This window comes from Pseudoselenomonas ruminantium (assembly GCF_900142515.1).
GTDB classification, from domain to species: domain Bacteria; phylum Bacillota; class Negativicutes; order Selenomonadales; family Selenomonadaceae; genus Selenomonas_A; species Selenomonas_A ruminantium_D.
Map to the genome: position 1 here is coordinate 15,100 of NZ_FRBC01000010.1, position 23,837 is coordinate 38,936.

22 protein-coding genes are annotated in these 23,837 nt (G+C 50.3%); 5 read left to right on the top strand and 17 right to left on the bottom strand.

Annotated features, from left to right (window positions below):
• Positions 1-12 precede the first annotated feature (12 nt).
• The 6 genes from BUB68_RS06475 to cpaB form a co-directional block, all read right to left on the bottom strand.
• A complete protein-coding gene (locus BUB68_RS06475; protein ID WP_073089268.1) occupies positions 13-219 on the bottom strand; it encodes a hypothetical protein in 207 nt (68 codons plus the stop codon).
• 61 nt (positions 220-280) lie between these two features.
• Positions 281-1,261: a type II secretion system F family protein gene (locus BUB68_RS06480; protein WP_073089271.1), complete on the bottom strand. Its 981-nt coding sequence runs from the start codon at positions 1,259-1,261 to the stop codon at positions 281-283.
• Positions 1,258-2,388, bottom strand: coding sequence for a CpaE/TadZ family protein (locus tag BUB68_RS06485; RefSeq protein WP_178139478.1), 1,131 nt, complete (start codon positions 2,386-2,388; stop codon positions 1,258-1,260). Before BUB68_RS06485 ends, BUB68_RS06480 begins: the two co-directional genes overlap by 4 nt.
• A gap of 13 nt (positions 2,389-2,401) precedes the next feature.
• A complete protein-coding gene (locus BUB68_RS06490; RefSeq protein WP_073089273.1) occupies positions 2,402-3,232 on the bottom strand; it encodes a CpaE/TadZ family protein in 831 nt (276 codons plus the stop codon).
• A gap of 14 nt (positions 3,233-3,246) precedes the next feature.
• Positions 3,247-4,761, bottom strand: a complete 1,515-nt coding sequence (locus BUB68_RS06495; RefSeq protein WP_256625806.1) for a type II and III secretion system protein family protein — start codon at positions 4,759-4,761, stop codon at positions 3,247-3,249.
• Between the two features lie 22 nt (positions 4,762-4,783).
• Positions 4,784-5,737, bottom strand: coding sequence for a Flp pilus assembly protein CpaB (gene cpaB, locus BUB68_RS06500; protein WP_073089278.1), 954 nt, complete (start codon positions 5,735-5,737; stop codon positions 4,784-4,786).
• A 295-nt stretch (positions 5,738-6,032) separates the two neighbouring features.
• On the opposite strand from cpaB, the gene BUB68_RS06505 reads away from it, so the two are divergent.
• On the top strand, positions 6,033-6,668 hold the full coding sequence (locus BUB68_RS06505) for a prepilin peptidase (RefSeq protein ID WP_256625807.1): 636 nt from the start codon (positions 6,033-6,035) through the stop codon (positions 6,666-6,668).
• A gap of 9 nt (positions 6,669-6,677) precedes the next feature.
• Here the strand turns inward: BUB68_RS06505 and BUB68_RS06510 are convergent, their stop codons facing one another.
• On the bottom strand, positions 6,678-7,472 hold the full coding sequence (locus tag BUB68_RS06510) for an amino acid ABC transporter substrate-binding protein (RefSeq protein ID WP_073089280.1): 795 nt from the start codon (positions 7,470-7,472) through the stop codon (positions 6,678-6,680).
• A 199-nt stretch (positions 7,473-7,671) separates the two neighbouring features.
• Between BUB68_RS06510 and BUB68_RS06515 the strand changes: the two genes are divergently transcribed.
• Positions 7,672-8,736: an HD-GYP domain-containing protein gene (locus BUB68_RS06515; RefSeq protein ID WP_256625808.1), complete on the top strand. Its 1,065-nt coding sequence runs from the start codon at positions 7,672-7,674 to the stop codon at positions 8,734-8,736.
• A 98-nt stretch (positions 8,737-8,834) separates the two neighbouring features.
• Positions 8,835-9,683, top strand: coding sequence for an AraC family transcriptional regulator (locus tag BUB68_RS06520; RefSeq protein WP_073089283.1), 849 nt, complete (start codon positions 8,835-8,837; stop codon positions 9,681-9,683).
• Positions 9,684-9,805: 122 nt separating this feature from the next.
• Here BUB68_RS06520 and tkt read toward each other — a convergent pair whose 3' ends face one another.
• From tkt to mnmA, 7 genes are all read right to left on the bottom strand, one after another.
• Entirely contained in the window at positions 9,806-11,800 is a 1,995-nt protein-coding gene (gene tkt, locus BUB68_RS06525; RefSeq protein WP_371914849.1) for a transketolase, read from the bottom strand.
• Positions 11,801-11,968: 168 nt separating this feature from the next.
• Positions 11,969-12,331, bottom strand: coding sequence for a chorismate mutase (aroH, locus tag BUB68_RS06530; protein ID WP_073089288.1), 363 nt, complete (start codon positions 12,329-12,331; stop codon positions 11,969-11,971).
• 38 nt (positions 12,332-12,369) lie between these two features.
• Positions 12,370-13,971 carry an ABC1 kinase family protein gene (locus BUB68_RS06535; RefSeq protein WP_073089290.1) on the bottom strand — a complete coding sequence of 534 codons (1,602 nt, stop codon included), beginning with the start codon at positions 13,969-13,971 and terminating at the stop codon, positions 12,370-12,372.
• A 28-nt stretch (positions 13,972-13,999) separates the two neighbouring features.
• Positions 14,000-15,625 carry an ABC-F family ATP-binding cassette domain-containing protein gene (locus tag BUB68_RS06540; RefSeq protein ID WP_073089292.1) on the bottom strand — a complete coding sequence of 542 codons (1,626 nt, stop codon included), beginning with the start codon at positions 15,623-15,625 and terminating at the stop codon, positions 14,000-14,002.
• A gap of 25 nt (positions 15,626-15,650) precedes the next feature.
• The gene (locus BUB68_RS06545) at positions 15,651-16,403 is read right to left on the bottom strand and encodes a glucosaminidase domain-containing protein (protein WP_073089397.1); all 753 of its coding nucleotides are present in this window, start codon (positions 16,401-16,403) and stop codon (positions 15,651-15,653) included.
• A 1,271-nt stretch (positions 16,404-17,674) separates the two neighbouring features.
• Positions 17,675-17,728 carry a KxYKxGKxW signal peptide domain-containing protein gene (locus tag BUB68_RS15790; protein WP_081371894.1) on the bottom strand — a complete coding sequence of 18 codons (54 nt, stop codon included), beginning with the start codon at positions 17,726-17,728 and terminating at the stop codon, positions 17,675-17,677.
• A gap of 103 nt (positions 17,729-17,831) precedes the next feature.
• On the bottom strand, positions 17,832-18,914 hold the full coding sequence (mnmA, locus tag BUB68_RS06555; RefSeq protein ID WP_256625809.1) for a tRNA 2-thiouridine(34) synthase MnmA: 1,083 nt from the start codon (positions 18,912-18,914) through the stop codon (positions 17,832-17,834).
• Positions 18,915-19,061: 147 nt separating this feature from the next.
• On the opposite strand from mnmA, the gene BUB68_RS06560 reads away from it, so the two are divergent.
• On the top strand, positions 19,062-20,288 hold the full coding sequence (locus BUB68_RS06560) for a nucleotidyltransferase (RefSeq protein ID WP_073089296.1): 1,227 nt from the start codon (positions 19,062-19,064) through the stop codon (positions 20,286-20,288).
• Here BUB68_RS06560 and BUB68_RS06565 read toward each other — a convergent pair.
• The 3 genes from BUB68_RS06565 to BUB68_RS06575 all read right to left on the bottom strand — a co-directional run bounded on the left by BUB68_RS06565 (position 20,275) and on the right by BUB68_RS06575 (position 23,232).
• Complete coding sequence (locus tag BUB68_RS06565; RefSeq protein ID WP_073089298.1) at positions 20,275-21,153, bottom strand: diacylglycerol/lipid kinase family protein; 879 nt, start codon at positions 21,151-21,153, stop codon at positions 20,275-20,277. The two genes, BUB68_RS06560 and BUB68_RS06565, sit on opposite strands and share 14 nt — an antisense overlap.
• Positions 21,154-21,156: 3 nt before the next feature.
• Positions 21,157-22,833: a putative polysaccharide biosynthesis protein gene (locus tag BUB68_RS06570; protein WP_073089301.1), complete on the bottom strand. Its 1,677-nt coding sequence runs from the start codon at positions 22,831-22,833 to the stop codon at positions 21,157-21,159.
• A 135-nt stretch (positions 22,834-22,968) separates the two neighbouring features.
• Positions 22,969-23,232: a hypothetical protein gene (locus tag BUB68_RS06575; RefSeq protein WP_073089303.1), complete on the bottom strand. Its 264-nt coding sequence runs from the start codon at positions 23,230-23,232 to the stop codon at positions 22,969-22,971.
• Between the two features lie 180 nt (positions 23,233-23,412).
• Between BUB68_RS06575 and BUB68_RS06580 the strand changes: the two genes are divergently transcribed.
• Complete coding sequence (locus BUB68_RS06580) at positions 23,413-23,802, top strand: hypothetical protein (protein WP_073089305.1); 390 nt, start codon at positions 23,413-23,415, stop codon at positions 23,800-23,802.
• The last annotated feature ends 35 nt before the right edge of the window (positions 23,803-23,837 follow it).

Genomic DNA, 23,837 nt, shown 5'->3' on the forward strand with positions numbered 1-23,837 from the left:
GCCTCCATCAGTTTAACTCTTAGAGATCGTCATAGTATCTATACCATTTTTAACTTTTGAAAAAGCAGCAGTAATGGCATCGATCAAACCTGATTTAGCATTCGTGGTTACCGCAGCAACCACCACCACTACAAATGCCAGCAATACCGCATACTCCGTAAGGCCCTGTCCCTTTTCCCCAAGATAACGTGCCCGCAGATACTCCATGATTTCCAACATAATGAAATCCTCCTATAAATGATTTATTTATGAAATCTCCCAGAGAGATTTGCACACAATATTAAAATTTTATATCCACAATCTTCCGTATGAGTATATAGCCCACGATTTCCATAAACACCGCTGCAGCTATACAAATTTTACCAAGCGGCTCCTCAAACAAAGGCTGCAAATAGTCAGGACTAAGGATAGACATCAGCACCCCCACTACGAAAGGCAGGCATGCCAGTACGCCTCCGGATAACCGTCCCTGTGCCGTGATAGACAAAATCTCACGCTTCATCTTTATGCGTTCCTGAATGGTTTCACCAATGGTGTCCAGGATCTGTGCCAGATTCCCGCCCACCTGCCTTTGTATGACCACAGCAGTGATCACCAGTTCGAAATCAGGACTGTTGATTCTTTTTTGCATATTATCCAATGCCGTTTCCAGATCAATCCCGACATTCACCTCATTGACCACCTTCTGCACTTCCCGGCCGATAGGCGCATCCATCTCTCTGGCAATCAATTCAAATGCCTGCATAAAGCTAAAACCTGCCCGCAGGGCATTGGCGACCATAGTAAGCATATCACCCAATTGATTGGTAAAGGCTTTTTGCCGTCTTTTGATGCAGAGATCCAGGAACAACAGCCCCAGCAGCACACCGCCGGGCAATGCCAGCAGCGCCCACAGCGGCTCCAGGGTCACAGCCAGGGTAACGGCTGCACAAAGGCCGCCTAAGATGAGCAGCATGACCTCGTATTCCGAGCCCAGCAAGGGCCAGTCTGCCTGCTGCATCTTGAAATCCATGCGATTTCCACTGTGCTGTATTTTTTGCAGCCCAGCGGCCGCCCACTGAATAAAACTGCGGAAGCGGTCCCTGGCTGCCGCCTTTGCCTTCTGACCCCGCAGTTCCTGCTGACGCAGGCGCATGGCGGCACCAGAATAATATTCCATCCGGTTGACCAGCTCGGTATGCTGCCGCATCCTGATGCGGATAAGCACCAGCAGCAAGGCAAAAACCAACAACGTCACCATCAGGGCAATCACGATCCTCATACCCCAGCCCACCTTATCCTATGTTTCCGGCCAATAATATTGTCCGCCAAGCGATCAACCTGTCGGGACAAAGGACTGTCCGGACGGATATCCGTAGCCATCTTGCCCTTGTCGGCAGCATCCGAAACAATGGCATAATCATTGGGTATGATTTCCGTAACCGGATAGCCCAGCTTCTGCGAAAGTTCCAGCCTCGCCTGCGCATCACACGGTTCCACCCGGGTGAAGATAACCTTCGCACGATTCTCCATATCTTCCCAATCCCGAAAGATATGGAGTGCTCTCTTCATATGGTCAATTTCATATGCCCCATTGATCATGCTCACCAAAAAAGTGGTATTGGAAGCCTCGGCTGCGGCAATAGAAGTGGGATTGAACCCGGCCGGTACATCAATCAGAATATAGCGGAACAAACCGCGGCTCATCGCGATGAGATTTTCCAATTTGTCAATGGCTACCTTATCGATCATATTGGGCGTCCGCGTACCACAGAGCACACTGACATTGGGCGCCACTGGCATATAATAGGAGCTCAGGGATGCCGGCGACAAGAAACGGATGTCACGTACCGCCTCCACGATTGTGGTCTGTGCCGCCAGATTGAAGAACACCGCCATATCACCGAACTGCAGGTCCGCATCAATGATTCCTACCGGCTCACCTGATTTGCGGGCTAAAGACATGGCCAGATTCGCAATCAGGGTTGTCTTGCCGCTTTTGCCCTTCGGACTGAAAAACACCAGTATTTCAGCACTACCATCACTGCCCAGCCGAGAAAAAGCATCCACCGATTCCTGCAGTTCCACGCCAGAAAACGGCTTGATGATATAACCTTTAGCCCCGGCCTTGATACTGCCGCTGGCACTCTCTGCCTGCCACTTGTCCCCCATACAGAGGATCGATGCAGCCGGATAGACCTTCTTAAAGGCATCGACCAGCCCCATGCCGCCAGGCTGCTCAATATCCAGCAGGATAAGATTCGGATTGAATACCGCCCCCTGCCCCAGAGCATCACTGACATTCTGAAACTTAGCTGCCAGGGTAAAATTCGGGGTATCATCCACCACCTGGCAAAGCCGTTCCAACATCGAACGGTCCGACTCGGCCAACAAAACCCGATACTCCATGATCAGCCTCCTCTCAACCAAAAATCCGGGTCAGCCAGGATTCTGCCGCGCTCACATCCATATTTGCCGGCTCATCATAGACACGATTCGTATAACGAGCGACCAAATCCCGCAGTGCATCTCCCAGTTCCGTATGCCCGGAACGCAGGACCAGGGGCACCCCCTCCTTGATGGAGCGGCTGGCCGCCTGAAAGTCATTCGGCAAAATATGGTAGAACGGCTCTCCCAGCAATTTTTCCACATCATCAATACTGATGCGGGTCTTCGCATTGCTGCGATTCAGGATCAAGCGAATCTTGTTCTTGTCATAGTCCAATTTTTTCAGCGTATCCGCCCCGATTTTCATATTCTTGATTGTGGGAATGAAGTCTACAATCCCCAGAAAGCTGACAATCGTGGATAGATTCAGCAACGCAAGATTCAGTCTGCTGAACGTTGATGTGGTATCCACCAGCACATAGTCAAAAACATTCTGCAGCCGACGCACCATTTCCACGGCTTTATCCGCCTCGATATTATAGGCTTCTTCCAATCTCTCTGGTGCAGCCAGCACATAAAACACCACATTCTGATATTCGTAAGGCGTCAGATATTCCTCTGCCCGTACGGTGCTACCCTGCCGGTTCATCGCCTGCTGCAAATCATAAACGGTACGCTGCGGAAGGAGCTGAAGATAATTGCTCACATCTCCAAATTGCAGGTCAAAGTCCAGCAAGCAGACTTTCTTCCCCTGCCGCGCCAGTTCCGAAGCCATGTTCGTACTGATCAACGTCTTGCCCACAGCCGAAGCCGTACTGAAAAAAGTAATGACCACACCATGTATTTCCTGTGTAAATTCACCCATTTACCTAGATCTCCTCAATAGCTCTGACTGCTGTCTACAGGAATGATCTTATCGAGTGGACTGCTTTCCTCCGCCTGCACAGCAGGCGCATCTTTGCGCTGTTTCTTACTCTGCTTTTCCGGAATCGCTCCATTGAGATCGACGGATCTCATATCCCTGTACTCCCGGCGGCTGTCCTGGAATGCCTCTTCCATCTTCGGTGACATCTTCACCTCATCATGCTCATTGACCACCCGCGGTGTAATGAGAATCATGATCTCTGACTTCTGGCGGCTGGTATTATGATATTTGAACAATTCCCCCAAAACCGGAATGTCTCCCAGCACTGGCAGTTTCGAAAGCGTTTTGGTGTCTTCCGAATTCAAAAGGCCGCCGATTGCCATGGTCATCCCAGTAGGAATTGTCACCACAGTCTGTGCCGAACGCGTAGACAACCCCGGCATCCTGTAGCCATTCGCCGTGACGCTGTTTGTCCAGTCAAGACGGCTGACCTCAGCATTGAGGTTCGCTACGATATTCCCCTGCCGGTCTACAGTCGGATTGACGATATTCAGTGAAATACCATAAGGCTTGTATTCCACCGTGATATTATTCCCCAAACCGGATACCGACGGATACGGTATCTGTCCCCCCACGAGGATACCGGCTGACTTGCCACTCATCGTGGTGATATTGGGGCGCGATACGACCCTGGCCTTTCCTTGTTCCACCAGCAGCCTCAGCTGGGCATTGACCTTGGAAAAATGTGTAAAAAGCCAATTGCGGTTGTACCAATGGCTCCCGGCATCACGCTGTACGCCAAAGCTTTCCCCGCCATAAAACAAACCAGAATCGCCTAAGGTCACCCCGGTTCCCGTGGTATTGTTCTGAACTTCCGATGCATAGGTAACACCTAATTTCTTAGCCGCATCAGAATTGATCTCGATAACGAGAGCTTCCATATTTATTTGGTCAGGATTCTCCATATCCAAAAGATTAATAACCCGCGCACTGCTATCTACCTGCTCCTCTGTAACCACTTCCGTTTTTACTGCTCCCGAACCGCTGTTGCCTCCTAATTTCAAAAGGCTCTGTTTGCTCTTCGTGGGGTCCTCCCCCACATAAAGACAGGCAATCTTGAAGGCCAGATCCTTTTCGTACTGATTCCTGACCGTTCCGCGCAAGAGCACTCTGTCTTCGATCACTTGCACCGTTACATGCGGCAAATTGATGGCCATCTTTATTTTCGCAGCCAGAGATACGTTCTTCCGATCATTCGTATCATCATTGACATTAACGGTAAAGTCCTGCCGCATGCCATCAGCAGTCCAAACATTCACGGTGGTCGCTCCCTGGCCCAGGGCCACGATATTCAAAGCATGCGTGCCCAAATCCTGTATATCGGCAATCTTAGGGTTTCCCACCACAGCTTTTGTTATCGGGCTGTGTGTTCCCAAATAATAAGACTGATTAACCCCCAGCCATAGAGGCTGAGCAGCATAAGCAGGTGCAGGCGCTATAACCGCCGCCACTGCTGTCAATCCCAACACAATTTTTGTACCCCAATACACGTTATCTCTCCCCATTTTTCTGGACGCCACGAATAATCTCAAAATGCCCTCCCTGAGCCGCAGGCTGTGCCGCCTGCTTAGGAGGTCCTGCCGACGCAGGGGCCACAGCAGGCGCTGCAGCAGGTGCAGCGGCGGGAGAAGGTGCCGAAGCGCGAGGCTGGGGCGCAGCCGTGGACTGACGTTCGGCAGGAATCATGTAATCTGTATCAATAGAAAAAACATCTGCAGGTGCTACAGGACGCAACACCAGATAAATCGTCCCCTTTTGCGATGCCGTAGCCAACTTCAAGGCCTCGTCCAAGGGCAATGCCAAGGTTGCCGTGGCCATGGCATCACTGCTGCCCTTGATGGCACCATTCTCTTCACTTCTGTCATTACCTTCTGACTTATTGTTATCAGCCGCCTGGCTGCCTGTCTTGTTGATGGCCAGAAGCTGCACATTCTGCAGGAGGACTTCTCCCTTGAAGCCTGTCTCCCGGCTGCCTGAAACCAGCATTACGTCCACGAAATCACCTGGTTTAGCAAACCCCGATACACCGGTAATATCCGTAATGGCCACCGATACAGCCCGGCAATTTGGTGGAATTGTTCCCGTAAAACCTGCCATGCGCACATCTGCGTAGACTTTCTTCGTGGTCAGAAGGTCTCCCTTCTGAATGGCTACACTGGTGGGGCTGCCAGTAATTTCACTAACTTCGTGCACAGCTTCCGCCGGCACCACATCTGCCGGCATATCCACGACATTCAGCATGCTTTCTTTGATAACAGTACGCTCGGGAATGTCCTGTTTGGCTACTACCACCCTCACCATTTCCACCTGTTTGCTATCCTTTGCTGCCGTCTCCACGCTGGACAGCGAAAAATAGACCAACATCCCCAACAGACAACTGACCCCTGCGGCCAGCGACACCCACTGCTTGTAAGTGAGCTTAGATTCCAGCATCCACTTTTTCACGATCTGACCATCCCTATTTTGAATTGGTTTTTCTTATATTGCCAACTTACTTTAGTCTTAATTCCTCGATATTTTTAATCGTTTTCTTAATTTATTTTAATCTTCCTCTAATAAACACATAACACTATATCATATGTCCCCCCTGGCTAGTCAACCCCTTTTATCACAATTTGTAACAAAATTACATAAAAATACTACAATTTCCAGAAGAAGCCTCCCCTTCACAAAGGACTGCAGTCCCTATCATTGCAAATTCCTTGTATAACCAGTAAAATGATAGCGAGGTGATTGCAATATGATCATGATGAAAATAATTGTGGCTGTTATAGCCGCAGCCGCCGGTTCCTGGCTTGGCTCAAGATGGATTTCCTGCTTATACCTGCAAAGGCAGGAAATACTCAGTTTCCCCCACAAGATCCAGGACCAAAACCAATGCCGGCTGTATTTCCTGCCAGCATGTTTAGGCATCCCTTTTGCTTTTTACTTATTGTCAGCCAGCATAGAAATTCCCACGGCTTTCTTTCCCCTGTTCTATATCTATTTTCTTGTACTCTTCACCGTCACCGATTGGGAACAGCAGGTTATTTTCGACAACATGCTCATCCCATTTGCCCTTATGGGCATCGTTGCCGCCCTGAGCAGCGATGCCAGTCTCCTCAATCATCTGCTGGCTGCCTTGGGTGGTGGCTTTCTCTTCCTCTTCCTGGCCATCCTGACAAAAGGTGGAATCGGCGGCGGTGACATCAAACTCATCGCTGCTTTGGGGCTATGGCTCGGAACCAGCAGCCTGCTGATGGTAATTGCCACCGGCATCATCATGGGCGGTATCGCCGCTTTGTGCATGCTGCTATCCGGACACAAAAAAAGGACCGACACTTTTGCGTACGGTCCCTACTTTGCTATTGCAGCATTGTTGCTGCTGTTTCACTAAACAGATTGCTTATTTCTTGGTAATATCCTTGCCAAACCACTTTTCAGAAATCTTGGCCATGGTGCCATCAGCCTTCATTTCGTTGAGCACCTTCTGCACATCATCGCGCAGCTGCTGATTGTCCTTCGCAAAGCCAATACCAAAGGTGCTGACTTCACCTATTGCAACATCCACTGCTTCCAGGCTATCCGGATGCTTGCTCATATAATAGCGACCCACGATCTCATCGCCCACTACGGCGTCAATACGGCCATTTTCCAAGTCCATGAAGGCAGATACGAAATCCGAATACTTCTTGACTTCTTTTACCTTTTCCTTAAAGAAAGCACTGCCATCTATATATTCCTCTGCAGAGCTGGCACTCTGGGTACCAATGACTTTTCCTGCCATGGAAGCCTCGTCCTTGATATCCTTGGTGCCTTTTTTCACGAAAATAATCTGGCGGTTATCCATATACGGGTCGGAGAAAAGCATGTTTTCCTTGCGCTTTTCCGTGATATCCAAACCATTCCAAAGAATATCGACACGGCCGCTCTTGAGTTCTGCTTCCTTACTTGACCAGTCAATCGCCTTGAATTCAACTTCCCGTCCCAGCCGCTTGCTGGCTTCTTTGGCCAGATCGATATCGAAACCTACAATATTATTGCTTTCATCTTTAAAGCCCATCGGCGGGAAATTATCATCCAGACCTACCACGATCTTCTTTCCATTATCGCCCTTGCTGGTATCGCTGCCACAACCTGCCGCTACTACCGTTGTCATAATGGCCGCCAATCCCAACGCTAAAAGTTTCTTCCATTTCATAGTATCGAGCTCCTCTCTGTCCTTTATTACATTAAAGGATTAATACAATTTCAATTATAATGTAAAGTTGTAAAGGCTGTCAAGTAGATTTTCACTTGCCAAATACAAAATAATTAAAGGTATTTAACCAAAAAGCGCGAAATATATAAATAATAAATATATAAAATCGAACTACATCCCACGCAAGGAGGGGGTTATTTTGCGAGCTGTTTCGGTTGAAGATTTGAAACCAGGCATGATACTCGCCCGCACCATCGTCAATCCTGACATGGTCGTTGTTTTATCGGAAGATACACTTTTAACGAAAGCTCATATCACGCGGCTGACGTTTTTGAATATCCCCGTTGTCTATATCAAGGACGAGTATGAACTGAGCAAGAACTATCAAGCTGTATCCACCATTTTCAATCGCGGCAATGCCTTTGTCAAAGAATACGACAGCGTAGTACAGGAAGCCAAGCGTATTTTCACGGAGACCAGCAAGTCCGGCAATGTGCCCTTGAACGAAACCAAGGATATGGTAAAGGAAACCATCGCCCCGCTGGCCCGCAGCAGTGGTGCGATCGACTATCTTTACGAATTGAATCACAAAGCCAGCGATGTATACAACCACTCGCTGCGCGTATCCATCTTGGCTGGCGTCATCGCTAAATGGATGCATTTCAAGCGGGAAAAGACACGGGACATCATCCTGGCAGGATTCCTGCACGATATCGGCAAATGCAAATTTCCCCAGCGGCTCCTGGATAAAAACATCAATAACCTGCAAGGGGAAGATTACGAGGCGTACATCAAACATACTGTCGATGGGCAGCATATCCTGAACAACATTGACGGGCTGTCCGATGGCATAAAGATGGCCGCATTGCAGCATCATGAACGCACGGATGGAACCGGCTTTCCCTTTGGCAGTCGGGGCTCAGACATTCATGAATACGCCCGCATCATCATGATTGCCGATATTTACGATAACATCACCACGGAACGGGAAGGTTATATCAAGCAAACTCCGTTTGCCGCTATCGCCATTCTCACGGAAAATATGTTTGTTTCCCTGGATCCGGAAGTATGTGTCCCCGTATTGACGCATATCAAAGATGCCTTCCTGGGATCACGCATCACACTCAATAATGGTGAAAAGGGCATTATCGCTGCCTATCCTAATGACTATGCCGCACATCCTGTCGTAAGCCTGCAAAGCGGCGAGATCGTCAACCTCAACCATCATCCGGAACTGATGATCACAGAATACAATCCTAAATAGGCAAAGGAGCTGCGCAGGCAGCTCCTTTGCTTTGCCCCATTTGCCCTCTGTTCCATTCTGTAATATACTAAATACAGATTCAATACGGGGGTGATATTATGAGTGACTATGAAAAGAAAGGCTATCTCGTCAGCGATTTTCGCGTGTTCCGCTTGAAAGATGCCGCTTTGAAGCCCATTCCTTTTCATTATCACGATTTCCATAAGATAATCATGTTTCTGGGAGGCGCCGTAGATTATGTCATTGAGGGCAAAACCTATCATCTGGCCCCCCGTGATATCGTCTTTGTCACAGCCGGAGAAATCCATCGTCCAGTGTTCACAGATGAACTGAGCGATTATGAACGCATTGTCATCTATGTTGCACCAGAATTCCTGCAACGCTGGCAAAACCAGGATAACGAACACACCGACCTGGCTCAATGTTTCACCTACGCCCGCGAACATAGCAGTGTCATGCATCAGCCACCCGGCACCAGCCATGACCTCCTCTTTCATATGGACAAATTAGAAAAAACAGCCCACGGGCAGGGTTTTGCCAATGGGCTGTTTACGGAAATCATGTTCATTGAATTCATGATTCTCCTGAATCGTTCGCTCTACGAGCATGAACTCTCCGGTCTCAATAATGCCATTTACGACCCCAAGATCCAAGAAACCCTCAGTTATATCAACGCCCATCTGGCGGAAGAACTCTCTATCGATGAATTGGCGGCCCGAGCCTATATCAGCAAATTCTACCTGATGCGTAAGTTCAAAGCTGACACAGGCTATGGTATCCATCAGTATATACGCAGCAAACGGCTGTTACTGGCCCGCGATCTCTTAAAGACCGATATGCCTATCACCAGCATCTGTGAAGAAGTGGGGTTCGCAGATTACTCTACCTTTTCGCGAGCCTTCAAAGAGATGTTCAAATGTGCACCGCGGGATTACCGGAAACAATGATGACAAAACAAACGCCCGGCTGGACTATTGCCGTTCCTGATCTCTGACGCTCATCAAGCATATCAGAACGGAAAAGCAATATCCAGCCGGGCGTTTTATCTCAACGAACTGAGAAAACCAGCTTATTTATTGTCTGCAACGACCTTGCGTGCCACGTCAACTACATGGTCAACCGTAAAGCCGAATTTCTCGAACAGGATGCCAGCCGGTGCAGAAGCGCCGAATCCCTTCATGGAAACCGTAGCACCATCGAGGCCCACATACTTGCCCCAGCCAAAGTCGCTGAGCGCTTCTACTGCCACGCGGGCGCGGACTTTCTTCGGCAGAACACTTTCTTTGTAATCAGCACTCTGCTGCTCGAAAAGATCCATGCAAGGCATGGAAACAACGCGTACATCTACGCCTTCGCCAGCCAGCTTGGCCTGAGCTTCTACAGCCAGCGATACTTCGGAACCTGTAGCAATCAGGATACCATCCATGTTGGCAGCGTCCTTAGCTTCAGATACCACATAAGCACCCTTGAGTGCTTCCTTGGAGGAACCAGCCAGCTGCGGCAGGTTCTGACGCGTAAGCACCAGAGCCGTCGGCGTCCTTTCGCTGGTCACAGCCAGATACCAGCCAGCTGCCGTTTCCGTAGCATCAGCCGGACGGAAAACATTGACATTCGGCGTGGAACGCAGCATAGCCAGCTGTTCAATCGGCTCATGCGTCGGACCATCTTCACCGACACCGATGCTGTCATGCGTCAGAACATAGGTCACAGGCAGTCCCATCAGAGCTGCCAGACGAACCATCGGCTTCGTGTAATCGCTGAACACGAAGAACGTAGCAACATAATTACGCAGGCCGCCATGCAGGGTAATACCGTTAGCCATAGCTGCCATAGCCAGTTCGCGCACGCCGAAGTGCAGGTTGCGGCCGGCATAGTTATCCTTGGAGAAGTCGCCTGCATCCTTCATGTCCGTCTTATTGGACGGAGCCAGGTCAGCACTGCCGCCAAAGAGGTTCGGCAGGATGTCTTTCAGGCGATTGATCATCGTACCGGACAGAGCACGGGTTGCCTGTGCTTTATCTTCATAAGCCCAGAACTCTTCATTTTCCAGCAGAGCCTTAGCATCTACAGGAGCATGGAACTTATCCCACTTCGCCTTCATCTCCGGGAATTTCGCACAGTAATCTGCGAAGAGCTTATTCCAGGCAGCTTCTGCCTCAGCACCCTTTGCTGCCTTCTCCTGATAATGGTCGTACACATTCTGCGGAATGTTGAAGGTCTTTTCCGGTTCCGGCCAGCCCAGGTTTTCCTTGAGCGCCTTGACGTTATCCACACCCAACGGTTCCCCATGTGCACTGGCTTTGCCCTGTTTTGCAGGACAGCCATAACCAATCTGGGTCTTGACCGTAATAAAGGACGGATGCTCCTTGTCTGCTTTAGCTGCTTCGATAGCCTTGGCAATGGCCTCAAGATCATTGCCGTCTTCCACTGTCAGCGTCTGGAAGCCAAAAGCCTGCATACGTTTTTCTACATTTTCCGTAAAGGCAATATCCGTGCTGCCTTCGATAGAAATCTTGTTGGAATCATACAGGATGATGAGTTTGGAGAGACCGAGCGTACCAGCCAGGGAGAAGGCTTCGGAGGAAATGCCCTCCATCATGCAGCCGTCGCCGCCCAGAGCGAAAGTATAGTGGTCAACCACATCATAACCAGGCTTGTTGAACTCAGCAGCCAGATGTGCTTCAGCCATAGCCATACCTACGGCCATACCCATGCCAGCACCCAGCGGGCCCGTAGTTGCTTCAACGCCTACAGTATGACCATATTCGGGATGTCCCGGAGTCAGAGAACCATCCTGACGGAAGTTCTTCATATCATCCAGAGTCAGACCATAGCCAAAGAAATGGAGCAAGGAATAGAGCAGGGTAGATCCATGACCACCAGAAAGGATGAAGCGATCGCGGTTCGCCCACTTCGGATCCTTCGGATTGTGATTCATATGGTTAGCCCACAGTTCATAAGCCATTGCGGCACTGCCCAGCGGCAGGCCCGGATGACCGGAATTTGCCTTCTGGACAGCATCAGCAGCCAGAACGCGGATTGCGTTTACACAAGTCGTATCCATGTTACTCAATGTGTATCTCTCCTTACCTGTTACAAAGATTATTTATCACAAATATCATTCTACAAAAATTAACGGAAAATGTACAGTACCTTTGACCATTTTCCATTAATTTCTTTTATGATGTTTTAATAAACGATTATATATAATTACGTTTTCAAACAACGAAACTCAGAAGTTCCGCAAATCCGGGCGCAATTCCTGTGCCTTGCCCATATATACATGCTGGATCTCTGCCTGTTTCAGATCCGTATCAACCAGCAACAACACGCGGATGCAGCGCTCCATAGACTCATCTACTTCCGGGACAACAGAGTCAAATAAGGGAACCTTATCGAATCCCTCCATCTGCCGTGCACCAGTAGCCGGGAAACCAGCGGTCAGATCCTTGGTCGAACTGAAGATGCAGGCGCCAATGTCCTCCGGCTTCACCTTGTTGCGCCGCAAGATCTGGGATAGTAGCATTTTCGCCGCCTGCCAGATCTCTTCCTTCTTATTCTCCCCTACGACAATTGCTCCACGAATACCTCTCATTTGTCATTCCTCCTCATGCTCCCTTGGGCCATTCCCATTTATGGTTCTTTATGGATTTCCCAAATAATTCTCAAGCTAAGTATAAAAGCAATCAAATATCCCAAAAAACCTAACAGCGGTATCTCCATGATCTTGGGAGTCATCTGCGTCGTACAGATCGTGCTGGATCCCAAAAGCAAGGCCGCCACCAGCAGGGCCAGGATCACCTTGTTGATCATACGGTCAATATGGCGCAACGGTTCTTCCGACCCCGTTACATCCAGATTCACCTTTGTCTGGCCACTCATGGTCATCTTGAGGATATCCGAAATCTGTTCTGGCAATTGGGCTGACTTTTTCAGGAGCATCAAGCCCTCCTGCTTGGCCTTTTCCAATTCATCCTTCCAGTCAAAATTCTTTTTATAATCCACAGCAAGGCTGCGGGCAAAAATCTCAACAAAGCTGACCTTGGGACAGCACAGCCGCATGACTCCCTCTACGGTCAGTACGCCCCGGGCAAACATAGATAATCCCTGTGGACAGGTGATGTGGTGCACCCGCATGAGATTCATGATCTGCCTGGTCAGTACCCCCATCTGCAGCTCACTGAAGTCCAGGCTGCTGTATTGAGCCAGCATAGCATCAATATCCTGATAGAGTGCCGTATGATTGATTTTTCCCTTGACAATCCCCAGGGACAACACAGCCGACTTCATTTCAAAGGTATCATGATGGGCCAGCGAATATACCGCCTTGCGGATCGCTGCCCGGTCACGCGTGGAAAGACGTCCCATCATTCCCAAATCCAGCCACACAATGCGGCCATTGCGAATCCAGATATTACCAGGATGCGGATCGGCATGGAAAAAACCATCCTCGATGATCTGCCGCACATAGTTTTCACCCAGACGGCGCCCTAATGTATTGATATCATAGCCGCGTTCCCTAAGCTTTGCAAAATCATCAATACAAATGCCATCCACAAATTCCATCACCAGAATATGCTGCATCGAAAGATTACGATAGACTTTAGGACAGGTAACATAATCCACGTCCCGATTCAGATGCGTGAACTCTTCGATATGATCGGCTTCCATCAGGAAATCCATTTCCTGTTTGGCAATGGTCCACATCTCGTCCAAAACCATATTGAAATCAATGACATCCTGTGAACGGCTGACCACCTTCAACAAGGTCGCTGCCCGTTTCAGGAGCACGATATCCTTGCTCATGATCTCATAGATTCCCGGCCGCTGTACCTTGACCACCACTTTTTCACCAGTGGTAAGGACAGCCCGGTGAACCTGCGCAATACTGGCTGAACCGATTGCCTCTTCATCGATATAGGAAAAGACCTGATTCCAGCGCCGATTATATTCCTTCTCAATCACAGCCAAAATCGTCTTGAACGGCATGGGCTTTGCCTCAGACTGCAGCTTCATCAGTTCATCGCAGTATTCTGGTGGCAAAAAGTCGGGGCGCATACTCATGACTTGCCCCAATTTGACAAAAGTAGGGCCTAAGTCTTCCAGGATCTGCCGCAATTTTATCGGCGTTACGCCTCTGACCACATCCCGATTGCGGAGCACTGCCACCATTTCCTTCAAACGGTTGGCAGTACCGACATCTTCATTTTTTACTTTAAAGAACTGTCCCAGCATCGCACTGGCTCCTTTGGTTGTACGTCTTTTACTTGTTTTTGCCGTATTTCTCTGCCAACTGCTGTTTTACGGTTTCATTGGCCAGGAAGTCATCATAAGTAGTGACACGGTCAACCACGCCGTCCGGCGTAATATCAATGATACGGTTGGCAATGGTCTGCACGAACTCATGGTCATGGGAAACGAACAGAGCTGTCCCACCGAAGGAAATCAGGCCGTTATTGAGAGCTGTGATAGATTCCAGGTCCAGATGGTTGGTCGGCTCATCCATCAACAGGACGTTGGCACCAGAGAGCATCATCTTGGACAGCATGCAGCGCACGCGCTCACCACCGGACAGTACGGAAGCCTTCTTCAAGCTCTCCTCACCAGAGAACAGCATACGCCCCAGGAAACCGCGCACAAAGGTTTCATCCGGGTCCTTGGAATACTGGCGCAGCCAATCCACGAGGGACAGGGACACACCATCGAAATAAGCGGAGTTATCTGCCGGCAGGTAGCTCTGGGTCGTGGTCACCCCCCATTTGAAAGTACCTTCATCCGGCTCTTCCTCGCCCATGAGGATCTTGAAGAGCATGGTCTTGCCGATGCTGTTGGGGCCTACGAAAGCCACCTTGTCGCCGCGCTTCAACGTGAAGCTGACGTTCTTCAAGACCTGTTCGCCATCGACAGTCTTGGAGATGCCATCCACCTGCAACAGCTGGTCACCAGCCTCGCGGTCAGGCGTAAAGGCAATGTACGGATAACGGCGGGAAGACGGCTTGATGTCCTCCACCTTGATCTTATCGAGGAGTTTTTTGCGGCTCGTAGCCTGTTTGGACTTCGCCGCATTCGCTGCAAAGCGGGCAATGAAGTTCTGCAGTTCCTTAATCTTTTCCTCGGCCTTCTTGTTCTGCTCCTTCTGCAGCTGCAGGGCCAGCTGGCTGGACTGATACCAGAAGTCATAGTTGCCGGCGTAGAGCTGGATGGCACCGAAGTCCACATCGCAGATATAGGTGCAGACCTGATTGAGGAAGTGACGGTCATGGGATACGACAATAACCGTATTCTCGAAATTAGCCAGGAAGTCTTCGAGCCAATTGATGGATTCCACATCGAGATGGTTGGTCGGCTCGTCCAGCAGCAGGATATCGGGATTGCCGAACAGGGCCTGTGCCAGCAGGACACGCACCTTCTCTTTCGCCGTGAGGTCAGCCATCTTCATGGTATGCTCAGCTTCGGGAATGCCCAGGCCATTCAGCAGACGGGCAGCTTCAGATTCTGCGTCCCAGCCATTGAGTTCGGCAAATTCAGCTTCCAGTTCGGAAGCCTTCATACCATCTTCCTCCGAGAAATCCGGCTTGGCATAGAGAGCATCCTTCTCGTCCATGATTTCCACCAGACGCTTATGCCCCATGATAACCGTGCGCAACACCTCATAATCATCATAAGCATAGTGGTCCTGCTGCAGCACAGCCAGACGCTCACCCGGCGTAATCTCAATGTTACCGCCGGTCGGCTCGATCTCACCGGACAAAAGCTTCAAGAAAGTGGATTTACCAGCACCATTAGCGCCAATGATACCATAGCAATTCCCCGGCGTAAATTTCAGGTTCACATCCTTGTAAAGGACTCTCTTACCAAACTGCAAACTCACATTGTTAGTCGTAATCATAAATCAAACAAATCCTCCATCTATTTTATCGGGACAACATATCCCTAAACATACTCATAATGCTCTGACCGTAGGAATTCCCAGGCACAGCCCATCTGCCATTCAAATCTGCCCAGCTGGACAAAGTCTGCGTCCCATAGGTGCTGCGCACCAGTGCATAACGCGGATCGACAACAGGTTCCGATGGCTGGCGCGTAGATGCGTAGGCCAGCAGATGCTGGATCTGCGCCCTCACCCCCAGCTGTGCGGAGCTGAAATATGCCCCTTTCACATTCGCGCTGGTTGTCCCCAGACCACAATAATTATTCTGATCCGGCGTTACCGTGCCACCATAACGGAAAAATCCCGTCTCCTTCAAAGCCTGGGCAAAGGCCACATCCGGACGAATTCCCTCACGTGCGCCTTCCTCATAATAATAAGCCACCAGTTCCTTCGGTGATACGGAAATATTCGGATTGGGATTGACACTCAACAGATATCTTACGCATTGTTCCTGACTAGCCAGCGCTGTGCCAATAATCGAATCATCATAAACGGATACCGTCTGCGGCACCTTGAACATATTGGCAGTCTTGCGCTCTACCGGTGTCTGCAGAATGGCATCCACACGGTTTTCCAGGCTCTGTGCTCCCCGCTCCACGGTACGGGAGCTTCCCCCCATATTCAGAGAATGGTTTGTATCCACCTTTGTCTCCATCTCTGGTTTCGCTGCCAAATGGCGCGCTTCCCCACTGGGGGACATCACCATCGTCAGGCCGCCTATGAGCAAGCCCGCCATAACAATCCTCGCATAACGGTCAAAAAACACCAATCGTACACTCCTTAATTCTCAATTCAATGTTCCATAAATAAAATACAGCACAAAAATGCCACCCAGCAACCAAAACAGGCCAGCGATCTGCCTGACTCTGCCGATTGCGCTCATAAACAGCACATAACCGAAGATAGCCGCTCCCACAGTAGTGGCTAAATTCCCCGTCAAAGGCAGCAACAGGACCAGTATCATGACAGTCAGGAGTTCTGCCCGCTTGACCGCCTCATCCTCTGCCAAAGGACATTGTTGCAAAGCTGTCAACAAGAGGCTGACACCACAGCCCGTCAAAACCGGTACCAACAAAGCGGGAAAATCCGCCAGCGCCGCTATCACAGGCTCGAAAAACAAAGCTGACGCAAGAACTGCTGCCGCTATGACCGCAGCCCGCCGCTTATCTACTGCCTCGTCCTTGACCGCTGATACCGGTGAAACAACCAGGGGCGGAACTCCGCATAGCGCAGCAACACTCCCCATGGCAAACAGGAAGCTAACCCCTTTCCGGATTTTCGCCGCATCTTCCCAAGCGGCCCAAACCGCACCATGGATTGCACTCAGCATCACCAGCAAGCTCAGGACCGTCACCCAGAAAAAAACAGCATCACCAGCAACGGGCCAGGCTAACTGTCCTGCCACCTTGTCCAAGCCCTCCGGCAGCAGACAAGGAGCCTCTGGAATCACCCAAAAGCCTTCCACAAAAGTAATCAGCCCGGTTGCCATCATACCGGTAAATAAAGCCCCCTGCCATTTGCCCGCCAGCAGAACCAATGTAAGTAAGATCCCTGCAAGACTCCAATACATCAAAGGGTCTGCCGCATCTCCCAGCATAGTGACCTGCCAAGGAGAGGTAATGACCACACGTCCCATTTTCAAGCCTAAAGCGATCAGGAATACAGCCAAGGCCAATTTCAAGCCCCAAAGCCAGAAATCCGGCAGCCCTTTCTTGAAAGCGCCAGGCCAGCAGAACCAAAGCCCCCCGCCCAACAAAGACGCAGAAAAAGAGATTGCCAGCATTCCCCGCCAGCCTAAGCCATGGGAAACAGCCGCTATAAATACCAGATAGCCGGTCACCGTCAGGGAAGGCACAAGTACAATGCCATGGCCACGCCATGCCGCCAACAGCATTCCTGCCAACGCCAACAACACACAGGCTGTAAATCCTGCCGCAAAATCCATACCAGCCAGCTGCAACATACTGGCCACCGCCACAAAAGTTGCCAGCGACGCCATCGCCATGGTCACCCCAGCGAAAAGATCCCGGCGAAAATCCATAAGCGGCCCACCTTCCACACAGTATATCAATTCTATTTTACCACAGGAATAGAAAAATTGACAGGTCAACTGTGCGTTTTTCCTGTCAATTACTATTTTATATCTTAATGGCCTGTTTACATGTCAAAGCGTCCGTTCAATCATCGCGCCGCCCACTAATATATCACCGTCATAAAATACCACAAACTGGCCAGGCGTCACCGCTCTTTGCGGCTCAGCGAATTCCACACGCAGCAATCCGTCATCCTGCATGGACAGCTTTGCCTGTGCCTCCCGTTTACCATAGCGGATCTTGGCTCCAAATTCCATACCCTCCTTGAACTCATCAATGGACACCCAGTTGGCACCACTGGCCAACAATCCCTGAGCATAGACCTGCTTGTTACTTCCTACCACGACTTCCTTGCGCTTCATATCCAGCTTGTGCACATAGAGTGGTTCTGGAGCTGCGATTCCCAGACCTTTACGCTGCCCGATGGTGTAAAGAGGCACCCCCTCATGCCGTCCCAACACGTCGCCAGCATCATTGACGATATTGCCTTTATGCAGGCATTCTGGTTTATGCTTGCGCAAGAAAGCCTTGTAATCATCATGGGGTACAAAGCAGATTTCCTGGCTCTCTGCCTTATGGGCCACCGGCAAATCGATCTTCTCAGCCAATTCCCGCACATGCTCCTTGGTCATATCGCCGAGCGGCAACAAGATATGCTTCAATATCGAACGGGGCAGGCGATGCAAGGCATAGGACTGATCCTTATGCTCATCCAAGCCTTTTCTTATCACATAACTGCCATCAGCCAGCTGGCTAACGCGGGCATAGTGGCCTGTAGCCAGGAAATCTGCACCGAGTTCCCTGGCCTTATCCAGCAGCAGGCCGAATTTCATCGAAGGATTGCACATGACGCAAGGATTCGGTGTACGCCCCCTGGCATATTCGTTCAGGAAATAATCAATGACATTCTTCTGAAACTCCTGCCGGAAGTCCGCCACATAATGTCGGATGCCCAATGCGTCTGCTACCTTCCTGGCATCCCGCACACTGTCCGGTTCCTCGCCAGCGGCCACATCAACGGTCTCACTGCGGCCTTCTTCTGTCAAAAGCATCGTTATCCCCAACACTTCATAGCCTTGTTCCAAAAGCAATGCCGCCGTCAGGGAACTGTCCACGCCGCCGCTCATGGCTACGGCTGCTATCTTCTTCTCCACTATCTATCCACCTCTTAAAACCTATAAAGTCACTATGTTTTTTTTTACTGCCTACTACCATATCATATTTTTCGTCCTGGCTCAACACTTTTCTGACCGGTCAAACCATGTTAAACTAAGGACAAGAATCGAAACGGAGGCCAGCGTATGGAAATCACCGGTATCATCGCCGAATACAACCCATTTCACAATGGGCATCTCTATCAAATAAACCAGATCAGGCAGCATCGCGATTCCCTGATTGTCGCGGTAATCAGTGGCAGTTTCACCCAACGGGGGGAGGCCGCTATTCTGGACAAATGGCAGCGGGCACAGTGTGCCGTTGAAAGTGGCTGCGACCTTGTCCTGGAACTGCCCTTTGCCTTTGCCTGCCGCAGTGCCCAGGACTTTGCCCAGGGCGGAGCAGCACTTCTGGCACGGCTGGGCATTGTCAGCCAGCTGGCCTTTGGCGCAGAAAGCGACAATCTTGCCCAGCTTCAGGCAATTGCCAGCCAGCTGGACGACAAGGATTTCCAAAAGCAGCTTCATCAGCAGATTGCCAACGGGCTGTCCTATGCCCAGGCCATCAGTGCAGTGCTAGGCAATGACGAAAATACCGCTACACTGATCCGGCAGCCCAATAATATCCTGGCCATTGAATACCTGCGCAGCCTGAACCGGCTGCCCACCTCCATCAAGCCCCTGCTTATTCCCCGACAAGGAGCCGGTTACCACGAGCCGGATATCCATGGCCCGCTGGCCAGTGCGACCGCCATCCGGCAAGCCTTATATCAGGAAACAGTTGCAGATCTAGCCAGTGTCCTGCCAGCAGCCACTTATCAGGCAACCCGCCAGCTTTCAGCCAGCCAGCTTCCTGATATGAACCGGCTTTATCTGCCTTTGCAGACCAAACTCCTGACCAGCTCATTCTCCAGCCTGCAAAATATCTACGGCATCAACGAAGGCCTTGAGAACCGCATTCTTGACATGGCCCAAAAGGCATCGGACTGGCAGAAACTCATAAAGGCTGTCACCACCAAGCGTTACCCTGCCAGCCGCATTGCCCGAACCCTGCTCTACCTGCTGCTGGACATAGACAAGGGCAGCATGGCGCTGTTTGACCAGGCAGGACCTCTCTATGCCCGTTTATTGGCAGCCAGCTCCCAGGGGAAAAAACTGTTGAAAGATATCAAGCAGCAAAGCTCCATTCCCCTAATCACCAAAACCAGCCAATACCTGAATACAAACAAACGGCGCGGGGCAAAAGCTGACCTCACGCCGTTCGAACAAATGTTAAGTTTGGACACCATTGCCACAGAACTGCGCAATCTGACTTGTCAGACCGCTGCCGATCGCAATGACTTCCAACAATCGCCTGTATTCAGCAATAGATAGCTACAGCCTGCGGGATGGTCTCAATCGTCAGTGGCAACATTGGCCCTTCCTCACCATCGAGGTCGCTGGGCAGCTCGCCTTCAGTCTCGATGCGGAAATCCTTAGCCTGCAAATGCAGCACGCCATCCTTTTCATTGACCGGATGACCGGCCACCAGATCTGCGGTGATTGCCATAAGTTTATGGACACCGCATTTTTTGATGGCCAAAAGATCGAGCTTGCCATCCTCTACGGAAATGCCTGTGGCCACATTCTTCATGCTGCCTACCACGGCACTGTTGATGACGACGAACAAAAAGGCCTCCAGCTCATGTTTGACGCCATCAGCCGTAATGACCAAAGGCACCGAGCGGAACTTGGGAATCTCGCCTAACCCCTTCAGATAATAGGCCATCTTACCCAACGAATTCTTCAGCCGCCGGTCGACCTCGTGAGCAATGCAGGCCATCATGCCAGCGCTGGCCACATTGATGAAATACTGATTCCCGACCTTGCCCACATCCATACGGCGGCAGGAACCGGCGGCAATCTTATCAAAATAGGCTTCCATATCCTCATTGATCTTGAGGTATGTCGCAAAATCATTGGAAGTGCCGCTGCCGATAATCCCCATGGGCAGATCAAGCTTATGTTTCACCAGCAGGTTGACGCACTCATGCACAGTGCCGTCACCGCCTGCCGCCAGGACACCATCAGGCTTGACCTCACGCAGGAAATCCACGAAATCCTCATTGCCCTCTTTTTTCGTCCGATAAAAAAGCAACAGAATGCCCCGCTTCTGGAAGGCTTCTACCATCCAGTCCAGCTTATTCTTGAAGGCTGCATGGCCCGAAACCGGGTTATAGAACAGCACCAGCTTTTTCAATGTTTACGCCTCCTGTTTTCCTTCCGCCTTGAATACGCCAATCTTGCGCAGGAACTTGATACCCACACGGCCAATCATTGGCATGCGCTGCAGATCATCCTCTTTCAAACCGCCAATCACGAGCATCACCGCGATATACACGGCACAGCCGAAAATGACTGCGCCAAAGGTCGAGATGGCACCAATCTGCCACCAGGCCATGGTAAAGTCATAGAAGAAATACACCGCTGCCGCCATGACCACTGCCGCTACAATGGTTTTCAAAAGCTGCGGGATCTCCATGCGATAGCCAATGAACTTATAGATGAAAATCAGATTGATGATGGCAGCTACACCCATATCCGCCGCCGTTGCCCAGGCTGCACCCATGATGCCCAGCCAAGGGATTGCCGTAAGTTCCCAGTTCAGGATGACTTTGGCTACTGCCGCCAGTATCATATTCACCATGGGGATGGTCGGATGACCCAGGCCCTGCAGGATACCCGTGGATACCTGATGCAGCCCCAGCAGGATGATGCTCACAGCCGAAATCATCACGGCTGGCCCAGCCCCCGGTGCATTGTAGATCAGAGAGGCAATCGGCGTTGCCAGCACAAAGACAATGACAAAAGCCGGGAAGCAGACAAAGTTGGAAATACGCACAGAAGCCGCCGTCTGATTATAGACACGCTTCATATCCTTGAGCGCCCGGGCTTCGGAAATAGCCGGCACAATGCTCATGGCCATGGACGCCGTGATGATACAGGAAAGATTCACGAGCGGCACCGCCATACCAGTCAGATAACCGAAAAGCTCCGTGGCTTCATTGACACTGTATCCCGCCACCTCCAAGCGCTGCGGCACAATCATCAGATCGAGGTTCGATACCACCGGCAGCATGATGCTGGCAGCCGATACCGGCAACGAAAGCTTGAAAATACGGGAGATGATTGACCAGGCAGACTCCGCTTCCGTCCCCGGCAGCGGCTGCAGGTCATGACCATAATCCCGCTCAATGTCCTTGTCCAGCTTCCAATGGAAGTAAACAAGCACCATCAGGCCTGTCACCGCACCGGCCAAAGCACCTAAAGACGCACCGGCAGATGCGTAATCAAGTCCCCAGGGCAGGAGCAGTTCTGCCAGCAGGATCATCGTGATGACGCGGAAGATCTGTTCCACGATCTGCGAGACCGCCGTCGGCGTCATGCGCTGCCAGCCCTGCAGATAACCGCGGGAACTGGCCAGAAGCGTTACGAAGAACACCGTTGGCGCCAGTACCACAATGGATTTATAAGCACGGGCATCCCGGACAAACTGCCAGTCAATGAGCCAGTCTGCCGCAAAATAAGTCATGAAAGAAAAGAACAGGCCCGTCACCAGCATTAAAGCCATGGATATATGGAACACCCGCTTGGCGCCATAGATATCCTTCAAAGCCACCCGCTCCGCCGTGATGATGGAAATAGCCACCGGCACACCAGCCTGAGATACCGTCATGGCGAAGAAATAGATGGGAAACGCCATCTGATAAAGACCAATACCTTCGCCGCCCAGGATACGGGATACAAAAATCCAGTTCAGTGAACCGATGACCTTGACCACAAACCCGGCAACCGTCAGGATAAACGTTCCCTTCAGGAAAGATTCTCCCTTACTGGATTTATTTTCATTTGTTACTTCCTTCTTACTAATGAGAAACACCGCCTATATTACATGGACATAGCCTTGCTACCCCCATAATGATCTGCCGTACTGTCTGTATAAACAGAAAAAAGCACGCAACGTATGAATTATACCACACATTGCGTGCCTTATCCATGCTAAATCAGTGAAAAATTAAGCGTGAGCCAATTCATCATTGTCGTCATACACCGGAGTCTGTGCGCTCCCCATGATTTCACTGAGGTCAAACCGCGGAGCCTTGCCTTCACCCAGCGTACGAACCTTGCCTGCCACCTCTGCATCAGCTACAAACGGACGGCACTCATAAAGGCTCACTTCCATGCCAGCCGTTTCCGGCACATAAAAGCCCAGACGATCCGCCACCGTCTTGAAAGCATAGAAACGCTCAGCCAGATCACACCATTCAAGATTTTTCATATAAAATGTCTCCTTTTCTAATCCCAAAACCTTACAGTAAATTATATTCAGCCTCTCACCTTCATCCCTCAAAGTGAGATGTTTGTAATCATAACAGTTTTCTATTGTATTGTCAAACCCTCGAAATTTGCCTTAAACTATGCTAAACTAGCATAGAAAGACATTAACGAGGTGACAGCCATGCATTACTTTTTTATGCTCCTGATAGCTATCTTATCCATTATTTTTCTGCTGGAAATGTATCATAGTGTGCAGCGTTCCAATATCAACAGCCACCTGATTGAAACCTATCGGAACGATCTGCATAACCAAAAGCTCATTGACGATATCTATGACTATTGCCAAAAGGATTGGAAGCTGCGCCGCATTATCAAGAAATACAATCTGACGGTTGATGATATCGAAAAAATATATCAAAAGCTCCTGCTCTGGGGAAATTTTCATAAAGGACGCCGTTTTGTCCCCATCACGGCTTTCCTTTATGTATGCACTTTAGAATACCTCGGCCAGCATAAGAACGAGGATGCCAAAGCTCTCACCATGAAATGCATGAACTATCTGCATATCTGATATGTATACATGAATATTCACTGACAGGATAATGA